Annotated in this window: 9 protein-coding genes; 3 read left to right on the forward strand and 6 right to left on the reverse strand. The window is 44.8% G+C overall.

The window, feature by feature from the left end; genetic code table 11:
* The first annotated feature begins 4 nt into the window (after positions 1-4).
* On the forward strand, positions 5-5,086 hold the full coding sequence (gene porU2, locus J7I42_RS23605) for a putative type IX secretion system sortase PorU2 (RefSeq protein ID WP_209141349.1): 5,082 nt from the start codon (positions 5-7) through the stop codon (positions 5,084-5,086).
* A gap of 63 nt (positions 5,087-5,149) precedes the next feature.
* Here porU2 and J7I42_RS23610 read toward each other — a convergent pair whose 3' ends face one another.
* From J7I42_RS23610 to J7I42_RS23635, 6 genes are all read right to left on the reverse strand, one after another.
* The gene (locus J7I42_RS23610) at positions 5,150-6,310 is read right to left on the reverse strand and encodes a radical SAM protein (protein ID WP_209141350.1); all 1,161 of its coding nucleotides are present in this window, start codon (positions 6,308-6,310) and stop codon (positions 5,150-5,152) included.
* A gap of 78 nt (positions 6,311-6,388) precedes the next feature.
* On the reverse strand, positions 6,389-7,891 hold the full coding sequence (locus J7I42_RS23615) for a glucosyltransferase domain-containing protein (protein WP_209141351.1): 1,503 nt from the start codon (positions 7,889-7,891) through the stop codon (positions 6,389-6,391).
* A gap of 15 nt (positions 7,892-7,906) precedes the next feature.
* The gene (locus J7I42_RS23620; RefSeq protein ID WP_209141352.1) at positions 7,907-8,926 is read right to left on the reverse strand and encodes a glycosyltransferase family 2 protein; all 1,020 of its coding nucleotides are present in this window, start codon (positions 8,924-8,926) and stop codon (positions 7,907-7,909) included.
* Between the two features lie 12 nt (positions 8,927-8,938).
* The gene (locus J7I42_RS23625) at positions 8,939-9,679 is read right to left on the reverse strand and encodes a glycosyltransferase (protein WP_209141353.1); all 741 of its coding nucleotides are present in this window, start codon (positions 9,677-9,679) and stop codon (positions 8,939-8,941) included.
* Between the two features lie 51 nt (positions 9,680-9,730).
* Positions 9,731-10,771, reverse strand: coding sequence for a Gfo/Idh/MocA family protein (locus J7I42_RS23630; protein ID WP_209141354.1), 1,041 nt, complete (start codon positions 10,769-10,771; stop codon positions 9,731-9,733).
* Between the two features lie 23 nt (positions 10,772-10,794).
* The gene (locus tag J7I42_RS23635) at positions 10,795-11,382 is read right to left on the reverse strand and encodes a riboflavin synthase (RefSeq protein WP_209141355.1); all 588 of its coding nucleotides are present in this window, start codon (positions 11,380-11,382) and stop codon (positions 10,795-10,797) included.
* 95 nt (positions 11,383-11,477) lie between these two features.
* Here J7I42_RS23635 and rpsU point away from each other — a divergent pair, with 95 nt between their 5' ends.
* Positions 11,478-11,675 carry a 30S ribosomal protein S21 gene (gene rpsU, locus J7I42_RS23640; protein WP_209141356.1) on the forward strand — a complete coding sequence of 66 codons (198 nt, stop codon included), beginning with the start codon at positions 11,478-11,480 and terminating at the stop codon, positions 11,673-11,675.
* 92 nt (positions 11,676-11,767) lie between these two features.
* Positions 11,768-12,682 (forward strand): tyrosine-type recombinase/integrase, encoded by a 915-nt coding sequence (locus tag J7I42_RS23645; protein WP_209141357.1) that lies wholly within the window; start codon positions 11,768-11,770, stop codon positions 12,680-12,682.
* The last annotated feature ends 86 nt before the right edge of the window (positions 12,683-12,768 follow it).

The raw sequence follows: 12,768 nt of genomic DNA on the forward strand, positions 1-12,768 counted from the left end.
AACTATGAGGAAGATTTTTACCCTGTTACTGTTGGTGGCAGGTTTTGCTGCTTCAAGCCAGCAGTATAACAATGAATGGATCAACTACTCCCAAACCTATTACAAAATCCGGATAGCGAAGGACGGGTTATACCGTGTTCCCAAATCCCTGCTCGATGCTATTGGTATTGGCGGCGCGTCGGTACAGAACCTGGAGTTGTGGCGAAACGGGGAGAAAGTTCCTTTTTACCCCTCCGTGTCAAGCGGAACATTGCCTTCCAATGGCTATATCGAGTTCTGGGGTGAGAAAAATGATGGCAAACCTGATAAGGATATGTACAGGAACCCTGCCTATCAGCATACGACCTATTACAGTTTACAGTCTGATACCGCCACTTATTTTTTAAGTGTGAATTCGAATGGCAGTGGTTTCAGATATACCGATGTGAACAATAATGTGGCTGGCAATTCATTGCCGGCTGAGGACTATTTTATGTATACTACCGGCACCTATTACAGGGGTCAGTTCACCAATTGGGGGGAGGGCTCACTGGTGGGTACAATGGTTTATTCTTCCAGTTACGATAGGGGAGAAGTTTTTGCCAGCGGTGATATTTATCCTGCAACCCCGGATGGTGGTACATTAAATAATTTGTATCTATACCCTACAGGGCCCCAGTCTAGTTTGAAGTTTGGCGCTGTGGGTACTGCCCTCAATACCCGTAATATAAAGGCACAGGTAAACACGGTTACCGTGAAAGATACCATAATGAATTATTTGGACGACCTGATTTCCAACGTCCCCGTGGATAATAGTATACTCAGCAGCAATAATGCGTCTGTACTGTTTTTTAATACCTCCAGTGCCAATACAGACCGGATGCAGGTCTCCTTTTTTGAATTAACATACCCGCGTATGTTCAATTTCGACGGACAAGCCAATTTCAAGTTTTCATTACCAGCCCGGTCGGCTGGTTATTTTTTGCAGATCACCAATTTTAATAGTGGTGGCACACCGCCGGTTTTATATGATAGAAAGAACGGTGAGCGGTATACAGGGGATGTAAGTGGCGGTACAATACGGTTTGCTTTACCAGGTTCTGCTACCGACCGGCAACTGGTGCTGGTAAACGAAGAAGCGTATAATATCAATATTGTTACAAGTGCCACGACCCGCAATTTCCGTAACTACCTTCAGGCGGCCAATCAGGGTACTTATATTTTTGTGAGTAACCCCCTTCTGTATACAGGTTCAAATGGCAATAACCCGGTTGTAGATTATAAAACTTACCGCGAGTCTGTGGATGGCGGTAGTTACAAGGTGGTGATTGCTGATATCAACGACCTGGTTGATCAGTTTGCTTTTGGAATTAACAAGCACCCCTTGTCTGTACGCAATTTTCTCAGGTTTGCCCGCAAGTTTTGGCCATTAAAACCCAGTTATGCCCTATTAATAGGAAAAGCGGTTGCTTATCCTGAATACCAGTATGGCGACCGGTACCCAACTTCTTTTCCGCTCAATGATGCGCTTAACCTGGTGCCTACTTTTGGCTGGCCCGGTTCTGATAATTTGTTAAGTGCCGAAGACCTGACTTTCCCGGTGGCGGCTACGCCCATAGGGCGGTTGTCGGTAGTTACGGGTAAAGAATTGGAGGACTATCTGCAAAAGTTGAAAGAATATGAAGCGGTACAAAAGAATGCACCCAATACGGTGGCTGGCCGTGAATGGATGAAGAATGTTGTGCATGTTACCGGGTCAACGGATGCCTATCTGGGACAAGTATTGTGTAATTACATGGATATTTACAAAAGTATCATCGCCGACACCCTGTTTGGCGGTAATGTGAACCTTTTTTGTAAAACCTCTACCAATCCCAAAGAGCAGGTGTCTTCCGGAAGATTAGCGGACCTTTTTGAACAGGGTATCAGTATTCTTAACTATTTTGGTCACTCTTCCACTACCACGCTTGAGTTTAATATCGATAATCCGCAGAATTATAACAACCAGGGCAAGTACCCGGTGTTTTTTGTGAACGGATGTTATGCGGGTAACCTTTTCAGCTATTATCCGCAGCGTTTCGTAAGTAATGAAACCCTGTCTGAGAAATTTACACTGGCCAAACAGCGTGGGTGTGTCGCTTTTGTGGCCAGTACCCACTATGGCGTGGTGAATTACCTGAACCTGTACTTAAACTATTTATATGCCAGTATCAGTGCAGGGGATTTTGATAAATCACTTGGGCAAACGCTGAGCGATGCGTTCCATAATATGCTCAATGGAACAGGCTCCTATGATTTTTATTCCCGGATGCATGTGGAGCAAATGACCCTGCATGGCGACCCGGCTATAAAGATCAATGCGCAGCAAAAACCAGATTATGTAATTGAAGAATCGCTTATAAAGATCAATCCGGTATTTATTTCACTGGCTGAAAAATCTTATAAGCTGAAAGTGAAAGTGGAGAATCTGGGCAAAGCAGTTCCAGATTCAATTACCCTGGAAATAAAACAACAATACCCCACCGGTGTAACCGGTACGGTATACCGCCAGAAGATACGGGGTATTCGATTCGCGGATTCGCTTGAGTTTGATGTGCCCATTGTTGCTACCCGCGATAAAGGCCAGAACAAGCTCATTGTTACCATAGATGCTGACAATGGAGTGAATGAAGTAGCTGAAAACAACAACCGGGCCACCAAAGACTTCTTTATTTATGAAGAAGAAGCAAGGCCTTCCTATCCTTACAATTATGCTATCATTCATGACCCCAACCAGAAATTATATGCATCCACAGCTAATCCGCTGAGTGCAAAACAGGATTACCTGATGGAGATCGATACCACCGATTTCTTTAACTCGCCATTAAAAGTGAGTCAATCTACTTCAACTGTTGGCGGGGTAATGGAATTTAATAGTAACCTTAGCTATGTAGACAGTACTGTATATTATTGGCGCGTAGCACCGATATCTTCAGATGGCACCCCATTGAAATGGTCGCATAGTTCTTTCATGTACAAACCTGGTAGCGACGGATACAATATGTCGCATTTTTATCAGCATTTTGGTTCAACCTCCGAACGCATGGTGCTTGATTCGGCTTCTCAAACCTGGAAGTTTGGTACAAATTTGAATGAGATATTTGTTAACAACTGTATTTTCGGCTGGAGCCAGAACTGTGGATCGGCTGACGACTTCAGGGTAGATATAAATAACGTTAAGGTGGTAGAAAGTGCCTGTTTGGGCCACTCGTTGGCCTTCACGGTAATCGACAGCGTTTCAATGGTGCCCTGGATGAATGTCGATTCGCATGGTAATCCGCTTTACCTGTATGGCAGCGCTACCTCGGTTTGTGGGGGTGGCCGGGAAGCCAATTTTGAGTTTTCTTATATGACGCCTACTGAGCGTAAGAAGATCATGGATTTTATGAACATTATTCCAAACGGTAATTATGTGGCTATCCGCAGTTTTGACGCCGATAACCCGGGTTCATTTGCCGCTACCTGGCAGGCTGATACCACTTTGTTTGGAACTAATACATCCTTATACCATAGTTTGTTAGGCGCTGGTTTTGTTACAATAGATTCTCTCTACAGAGAGCGGGCATGGGTGATGGTCTATCAAAAAGGGCCTAGTTCAACCTTTGTTCCCATAGTCAGGTTTAGCAATGGCGTTGCTGACAAGCCTAGTATAACTGCCGATGTGGTTACGCCCGACACCCTGGGTTATATTCGTTCACCGAAATTTGGCCCTGCCCGTTCGTGGAAGCGGATGGAATGGAATGGCTTTTCACAGGAAAACCCCACGCATGATAATCCTTCTGTAGATATTATTGGTATTGATAATAATGGCGTAGAAACCGTGTTAAAAACACTGGATAAGAGCGAGCTGAATTATGATCTGTCTGCCGTTGATACCCGGTTCTATCCATACATTGTTCTTAAAATGAGAAACACCGATCCGGTTGATCTCACACCTTACCAGTTGAAATACTGGCGTGTTTTCTTTGATCCGATCCCAGAGGGAGCTATTGCACCCAACCTGTATATCGTTTCAAAAGACACGATGAACCTGGGTGAAAAAATGCATTTCGGAATTGGGTTCAAGAATATCAGTTATAACGATTTCGATAGTATGAAGGTGAAGGTCACAATCACCGATGCGGGTAACGTGGATCATAATGTTCCTTTATCGAAATTTAAACCCATCATTGTGGGAGATACGATCAAGATCGATTTTGACATAGATTCGAAAAATTACCCTGGCTTAAACTTCTTGAATGTGGATGTGAACCCGGATAATGACCAGCCTGAGGCCAACCACTTTAATAACTTTGTATACAAGAATTTTTATGTTCGGCCAGACAATGCCCCGCCAACACTGGATGTTACCTTCGATGGCGTGCATATCCTGAACAAGGATATCGTTTCTGCCAAACCGCATATTCAGATCAAGATCAAGGATGAGAGCACGTATATGCTGCTGAAGGATACCACGATCAGTACGGTGCAGATCAGGAATTTGTCAAACAACAGCTTACGGACCTATCATTTTGATAACGATACGTTGCGGTTCATCCCCGCCAGCAGTGGTGAGGACAATACGGCGACCATTGAATTTACACCACAGTTCACTACTCAGGTAAACCCTGAGGGTGATGATTATGAACTGATTGTGGTGGGTAAGGATGCCAGTGGCAACAAATCGGGTGATGTAGCTTATCGCGTGGCCTTTAAGGTTATTACCAAAGCAATGATCTCGAACCTATTGAACTACCCCAATCCATTCAGTACCTCTACCGCTTTCGTGTTTACATTGACCGGTAGCGAAATACCACAGAACCTGCGTATTCAGATCCTGACGGTAACGGGTAAAATTGTAAGGGAGATCACAACAAGCGAGCTGGGTGCACTGCATATTGGTAGAAACATCACCGAATTTAAATGGGATGGTACCGACCAGTATGGCGATAAACTGGCGAACGGGGTATACCTGTACCGGGTTATCACGTCGCTGAACGGCAAATCGCTTGATAAATACAAAGCCTCCGGCGACAATACCGATAAGTACTTTAATAATGGCTATGGTAAAATGTACCTGATGAGGTAATTTCTCCAGGCAGTCCATAAAGCAAAAAGCCCTCCCGATCTGTCGGGAGGGCTTTTTGCTTTATTATGGTTTGAACATTTCCTTATAGGTGGTTTTGGTGCTTTCGTCCCATTGATAATAACCAAAGAGCTTTTGGGTTACCCGTCGGCCAAAGAAGTTTTCGAAAGATTTATACAACACCACATCGTACTTGCGGTGATAATTGATCCAGCATTTGTTGCAGTTTTGGCTGTGCTCTTTTTGCTGTTCAACTGTTGTGGCGGAGTTGATGATCTCATCGAGCGAGTTGTTGTGGATGTTCCCCAGTTTCAGATCAAGGTTCTGGCAAATGGGCACATCGCCATTGGGCAATACAATAATGCTATCGAATATACTAAAGCAACGCAGCTGGGTCTTTTGTTGCCGCCAGTTGTTATACAGCACCATGAAGTCGAAGTTCTCCTTAAATTCTTTTATGATCGAAGGGATCTTTGTGGTCAGGTCTTCCAGCTTTTTTTCATAGCTATCAGGTGCGGCGGGGCTGATTGCCTTTAATTTCCGGGTTGCCTGCAGGGTGAGTGCTTCCTCCTCTTTTTTTGTTCCGATATCGGTGGTATGCGCCTGATCGATGGTGTCGAAGAATGCAATGTTGTTGTAGATGCCCACCCGCATGTCGACATTGTTCTGCTTGCATACTTCGGCCACATGTTTCATATCATCGAAGTCGTTGTAAGGCGACAGCGTGAACATTACTGAAATAGGTACATGGTCCTTTAGTTCATGAATTACCTGCAACACATTCTCGTACCCGTCTTTCCCACGCATATTGAGGTAGCTTTCTTTATTGCCATCCAGCGAGATCCATAGTCTTTTTGGGGGGAATTTTTTTACCGCCTCTATCAATTTGGCTGGCTTCAGGCAATTGCTCAACAGGTCGAACCTGGGATGGTGTTTAGTAAACCATTCCAGTATTTCCAATGCCTGGGGGTGCAGCATGAATTCGCCTCCTTCCAGCCCCACGGTTGTATTGGCCGTAATGCATTTGTTGTTAGTGATGAGCTCAAAGATCTTTTCCTTGGGCAGGTAAATGACCGGTCGTTTGGTCCAGATGAGGCAATGTTTACAGGCACTGTCACACAGATCGGTAGCATAGATCATGACATTGGATAAACGCTTATGATGCGGAAATGCCTGGTTCCGCAAAAAAGTCATGCCCCGGTTATAGTAGTCTGCAAAGGTATACATCTGGTTTTCAGGTATTTACGATAATTGCCCGGGACCAAAAATACAATAGTTTTCCGGTATCCCTGTCTTCATTGGCCTTTACGGATGCGGATATATCAACACGCCTGGCTGGCCAGTTGGGAAATAAAGCAATAGATCTGTTTTAGGAGAATATTGGATCTTTTTATTGTTATAGTCGATCAGCAGGCTATCGGGGCCGGTTTGTTGAAATGATAAGCCAGTTGCCGGCAATTGGCTGGGGACCAGCGTACGCAGGGTATCGGAAACCTTATCAAAAGTTCTTGCGGCGGGCTCTATAATAGCGTCCTGAAATTGAATCTCGGGCCGCATCCAGCGCACCGCCTCGGGGTAGCCCATGCGGTAGATCATGGCGCCTTTGTAATTGGCGGGCAGGTTTAGGGCAATGATATTTTTTATGGGGGACGGCGGATTTATTGTTGTGATGATGTTTTTGGCAACCCGGGAGGCGTGCTGATAGTAGCGGGCTTCAATGGCCAGGGTAGTGGCAGCTGTAATAAAGAGGAATGCCAATAACCCGGTTTTGAATTTGGGCGGGGTGGCATAGATCAGTAAAACCAGTAGGATCAGCCAGCATACAGAGGGTAGGTACAGATAGCGCTCCCCTTCGGTACCATGGGTGTCAATGCCGAAGGTGATAACCGGTAAATAAGTGATCAATAGGAGACAGGTGAGAAGTATAGGCAGCGTGGTGAATGCTTTCTTTTTGATACAGTAAACAACCAGGATGGTAAACCCTGCTGCCAATACCGCAAAGCCGGTAATAAAAAGTGTGGTGCTTTGTGCTGGCGGGGCTATAGTACGGGCAATAAGCCTGAAATAGTTGCCGGCTAATGTAAGGATGTCCATACTGCGGCCTTCCACTTCATAGCGGGTGAATACCTGGTTCAGCAACAGGGAGCGGATGGTTACAAACAAACCAAAGACGATCCAGTGTGGGGCGAATGATCCAACGGTTGCACGCCAGTTTTTTTTATACAGGTACCGATCGGTGATGGCCAATATGGTGATCAAAAGGGGGAGCGTCCAGGAGATCTCATAAGTAAACAATGCCGGGATAAAGAATACTATGGACAGTGCATAATGATACCAGGCGGTTGCTCTGATGAAAAAGATAAGTGACAGGACATAAAATAGTGTGGCGATCATGGCAATACGGCCAATGACCCATAACAGGGGTTCACTGTGGAAGGGGTAAATAAAAAAGAGACAACCGATCAAAAAAGGGGCGTGCTCATATTTTATGGGCGAACTATACTTTTTTAATAAAGCGCGGGTGAGCGCCATTACTGAAAAAGTAACCATTATATGTAACACTAAGGATGTTATATGAAATCCTAAAGGATTATTGCCATACAGCCACACTTCTGCAGCTGTTACCATATTGGCAATGGGCCTGAAGAAGGTGAAATGCACCCAGATGGTTTGCGTGCTTAAGGGGATATGTATAAAATCGTCGTTGAGGAAGTACAGGTCCCAGGGCCGGGTAACCAGGATAACAAACACCAGCAGCAGCGTAGCAACAAAAAATTTGAGTTTTGTATATGATGGCGGGTTGGTCATAGTTTGTGGCCTGCTTTATAAATGGTTGGGTACAATATCGGAAAATTTCTTTTTTTTCAACAGGTAGTACTGGTACACGATCGAACCTTTAAAAACGCCCTGACAGGAGCGCAAGGCTTTTTGAGGAATGCGTTCTTTTTTGGTGAACAATGCCCATTTTAAATAATGCAACGTTGCCTTTATAATGCTGCCTGCATGCGCAAAGCGGCCAATAAACAGTAAGTGAATGAAGGCTGCTTTATTCAATACAAACCGTGCTGGTAAAATAGTACAGGCTGAAAGCAATGGAAGATTGCGATGCAGCATCACATAATTATTGCGGAAGATATAATATAACCTGTCGGCAGGCTGATCGGTGAGCCTGGTGGTTTCCCGGTGGTACACGATCGATTTCGGACAGGCATATACTTTAAAACCCAGTGCCTGGGCGCGCCAGCAAAGGTCTACTTCTTCGGAATACATAAAGTAATAACCATAAAACCCATGCAAAGTAGAAAACAGGGACGCTTTTATGATGAGGCAGGCGCCGCTTGCCCAGAAGATCGCCGTGTTATCATCGTATTGACCATTGTCTTGTTCCTGGACATCAAATACCCGCCCACGGGCAAAAGTAATACCCAATGCATCAATAAACCCTCCGGCCCCGCCGGCATATTCAAATTGTGTTCTGTTGGTGCTGGAAAGGATCCTGGGCTGACAAATGCCAATAGCAGCATCTCCTTCCATCAGAGTAATGACCGGTTCCAGGAACTGCGGGGTCACTTCCACATCTGTGTTCAATAAAACAAAATAGTCGGCTGTTATTTGTGCCAGTCCGGCGTTATAACCGGCTGCATAACCCAGGTTGGTTGAGTTACGGATGATCCTAACATCGGGGTGGTAAGCCTGGGCAAAAGCCAGTGAATCGTCGGTAGAGCCGTTATCGATCAGATATACCTTTTTGTTGGGATAACTGCATTGCTGAACAAAACCCAGGTTCTGTTCGAGGTAGTGTTTACCATTATAATTTAACAGTACTATAGCTACATGCGGCATTCCCATAGACAGTTAAAAGTAGTGGTTTTTGATTTTGTACAGATCGAACAGGATCCTGAATACCTGGTGGTAGCGTAGTTTGGAATCTTCTTTTTCCGTCCAACTGCTTACCGGCATTTCTACTACCGATTTCTTAAATTGTACAGCACCGTATTTCTTTTTATGTCTGGCCAGTAATTCCACATCGAATAACCATTTGCTTAAGAATTTATCCCGGAACAGATCGGTGGCGGCAGTTTGCGTAAACAATTTAGCGCCACATTGGGTGTCGTACACGGCTTCATTCAATACCTTGCAAATAAAGGTGGCAATGATGCGGCTGAACCAATGCCGGAACAGGTTTCTTTTTATGTCCTTACCCAGCATTTGCACCCGGGCGCCCATGGCAATTTTTATGGGCGGATTATTGATAATGGCTTGTTGTAAGAAAAGAAATTCAGTTAATGGAGTAGAGAGGTCTGCATCAACAAAACCTATATAGTTGAATTGATAGGTTTGCAGGGCATACTGCATGCCATTTCGGACTGCTTCGGCCTTTCCCAGATTAGTAGGGTAGGTGTGGTAGTCGAGGTTGGTGGCATGCTGCAGCATATTTTTTATAAGATCTTCTGTTTTGTCGGTACTGCCATCATTCACAAATACCAATAAATAATCGGGATGCTGCCGGGCGAAGTCGAGGTAATCTGCCGAACTTATACGCAGGGCTTCGTTAAAGCAGGGGATTATTAATATAGTAGTGTATTGTTGTGTCAAAATTGTATTGTTGATAACGCCTTATAGCCGGACTGTGTTGTATGGGGATTGTCACCATTTTTTTAGCTGCTCCAGCAATTCATAGGTGTTCACCAGTGAGCTGAGCTGGCCCCGTTCGTCTTTTTTATTGTTCTCTACCAGGTGAAGGAAGTGTTTTATTTCGGGATAAAATCCCTGTACTACCAGGCTGTTATTGGCTTCGGCCGGTATAAAGTCCCGGTTGTTCAGGTATACCTTTTGAATAGTAGGCCGTTGCATGATCTTTTCTGCCGGCATGCCCAGGATACGCATCGGTTTTTCCCATACGCTTAAGCCGTTGGGGTATTGTATTTGAACCAGGCCCCGGGCGCCATTTACTTCCATGGTTTCGAGGGCGTCGTTCCAGCTGTATTGAGTGCTAAGTTCCACCATGCCCTGAACGCCATTCGTATGCTGAACAAGGAGCTGATAGGTTACGCCATTGCCGGTTTTCTTTTGGACCTGCAGGCTTTGCACGACTCCGAATAGTTGTACCAGGTTATCAATGGGATGTATAAATAATTCAATAAGCACATTGCCTTCGGGGTAGGGGCCTGTGCAATACCGGTAGGTATAACTGGATGCATCCTTCAATAACCCGTGTTTATTTAGTAACCGGGTGATGGTTGAGGAGCGACGTTGCAACCCAACTACGCATACATTGTCTTTTTGCAGAGGTACCAGTGATTGTAATTCGGCCAGGGAATAACAGACCGGTTTTTCAATAAACACATGTTTTCCAGCTTGCAGCGCCTGTTGAAGCAGCCAAAAATGCTGTGAAGGGTGGGAGCAAATGAATATGCCTTTTATGGCAGGGTCCTCCATAATGTCGCTCAGGCGATCGGTGCCGGTAGCGCCGGAAAAACGCACGGCCAGCTTTTGAGCATGATCAACATGGCGGGAGTAGATATACCGCAGCGGTACATGCAGGTTTTGGAGGCATGGATACAGGTTGCTGATGCTGTGGCTGCCAACCCCAATAAATGCATATTGTAAACGGTACCTGTTTATGGCGTTTAAATAGGACTGTTTACGGAGCGCCTTGTATTTATCTATCCAGCTGGTAAATGGCATATGACCGGTAAAGTACTTAATATTTAGTCGCGTTGAAGAAAACGGTTCACATACTTTCCAACCATGTCGAACTCGAGGTTCACCGTGGTGTCTGTTTGTATATTCTGAATATTCGTATGTTCGAAAGTATAGGGTATAATGGCCACCGTAAACTCATTGGCGCTTACATTGAAAATGGTAAGACTGATGCCGTTGAGGCTGATGGAGCCTTTTTCGATAACGAGGTTAGTGAATTGTTCGGGGAAGCGGAATCGGAACTCCCAACTGCCATTCAGCTCTTTTCTTTGGATACAGGTGGCGGTAGTGTCTACATGTCCCTGAACAATATGACCATCGAGCCGGCCATTCATGATCATACAGCGCTCCAGGTTCACCAGGTCGCCTTTTTGCCAGTGGTCCAGGTTGCTTTTTTGAAGCGTTTCAGCGATCGCCGTTACCCGGTGGCGGCTGTCCTGCAACGCTTCCACCGTGAGGCAAACGCCGTTGTGGGAAATGCTTTGATCTACTTTTAATTCATGGGAAAGGGGCGAAGAGATCCAAAATGTTTTATTAGTGCCAGTAGCAATTATTTCTTCTACCCGGCCGATAGTTTCAATTATTCCTGTAAACATGGAAGCAAAAATCGGATTTTTAGGGGGATTTTGTGAGTTTTGGAAATTTCAGCTATATTTGCAGTCCTAAAAAGCCTTAAAGGAGGTATATAAATATGCTGATTATCGATTCAAAAGATTGCGAAAATATCGACAAAGCCCTCAAAAAGTACAAAAAGAAATTTGAGAAAGCTAAGATCCTGGTGCAATTAAGAGGCCGTCAATCTTACACCAAACCGTCGGTAGAACGTCGCAATGTGGTGTTGAAAGCTGTGTACAAGCAGAAGATTGCCAGCGGACAGATCGAAGGATAATACTTCTTCGTTATAAAATATCTGATTAGCCACTGAACAAGTGGCTTTTCTTGTTTGTGGTATATGATATTATACCTATCTTTTGGTTCAATATGCCTTCTCCCCAACATAATGAAGTAACAGTCAATCACTTTCTGAACTATCTACGGTTCGAAAAAAGGTATTCCTCCCATACCATAGTTGCTTACGAGGAGGATCTGCAGCAGTTTTTTACCTATCTACGCGAACAGTTTGAAATGCAGTCGCCGGCACTGGCGGAAATAGCCCCTGCGCTGGTACGGAGCTGGCTGGCATCGCTTAAGGAGCATAAGAACAGCGCAAAGACCATCAACCGCAAGATCTCTTCGTTAAAATCATTTTTTAAATATCACCTGCGAACGGGAGGGTTGGAGCAATCGCCCATGGCTACTATAATTTCGCCTAAAATACCAAAACGTTTGCCGGTGTATGTGGAGCAGAAGGATACAGAAACCCTGTTTAATCATGTTGAGTTTCCTGATACCTGGAGCGGGCAAACAGAAAGGCTGATACTGGCCATACTATATAATACAGGTATGCGGCGCTCAGAGCTGGTGAACCTGAAAGAAAGCCAGGTGAACACGGCAGGCAATAGTATTAAGGTATTAGGGAAGGGAAATAAAGAGCGGGTCATTCCGGTAAATCCGGCATTGATAAAAGAGATCAATGACTATATTGGTGGGAAGGGTGGTGCGCTGGAACAACCCGATCGGGTGTATTTACTGGTGAATGATAAGGGGCGTAAGTTGAGTGATAAATATGTGTACGATGCGGTGAAGAAATATTTAAGTGTAGTAACGACTATTGATAAAAAGAGCCCGCATGTATTGCGTCATACGTTTGCCACCCATTTAACCAATAATGGCGCAGACCTGAATGCGGTAAAAGAATTATTAGGCCATTCCAGTTTAGCTGCTACTCAGATATATACTCACAATACCATTGAGAAGTTAAAGGACATTTACAAGAAGGCGCATCCCAAGGCGTAAAACAAGGTGTTTCCTAAGGAAGATCGTATAGCTGTATGACACTAATTGTTTGTTGAATTATGCTAAAGAAATGCTAATAGAAGAGT

The sequence above is a fragment of the Niastella soli genome, assembly GCF_017742245.1.
Classification (GTDB): Bacteria; Bacteroidota; Bacteroidia; order Chitinophagales; family Chitinophagaceae; genus Niastella; species Niastella soli.

Excerpts from the sequence above, each read along its gene's own strand:
- porU2 (WP_209141349.1), top strand. The coding sequence starts at position 5 with ATGAGGAAGATTTTTACCCTGTTACTGTTGGTGGCAGGTTTTGCTGCT.
- J7I42_RS23630 (WP_209141354.1), bottom strand. The coding sequence starts at position 10,771 with ATGCCATTTACCAGCTGGATAGATAAATACAAGGCGCTCCGTAAACAG.
- J7I42_RS23610 (WP_209141350.1), bottom strand. The coding sequence starts at position 6,310 with ATGTATACCTTTGCAGACTACTATAACCGGGGCATGACTTTTTTGCGG.
- J7I42_RS23645 (WP_209141357.1), top strand. The coding sequence starts at position 11,768 with ATGCCTTCTCCCCAACATAATGAAGTAACAGTCAATCACTTTCTGAAC.
- J7I42_RS23615 (WP_209141351.1), bottom strand. The coding sequence starts at position 7,891 with ATGACCAACCCGCCATCATATACAAAACTCAAATTTTTTGTTGCTACG.
- J7I42_RS23635 (WP_209141355.1), bottom strand. The coding sequence starts at position 11,382 with ATGTTTACAGGAATAATTGAAACTATCGGCCGGGTAGAAGAAATAATT.
- J7I42_RS23620 (WP_209141352.1), bottom strand. The coding sequence starts at position 8,926 with ATGCCGCATGTAGCTATAGTACTGTTAAATTATAATGGTAAACACTAC.
- rpsU (WP_209141356.1), top strand. The coding sequence starts at position 11,478 with ATGCTGATTATCGATTCAAAAGATTGCGAAAATATCGACAAAGCCCTC.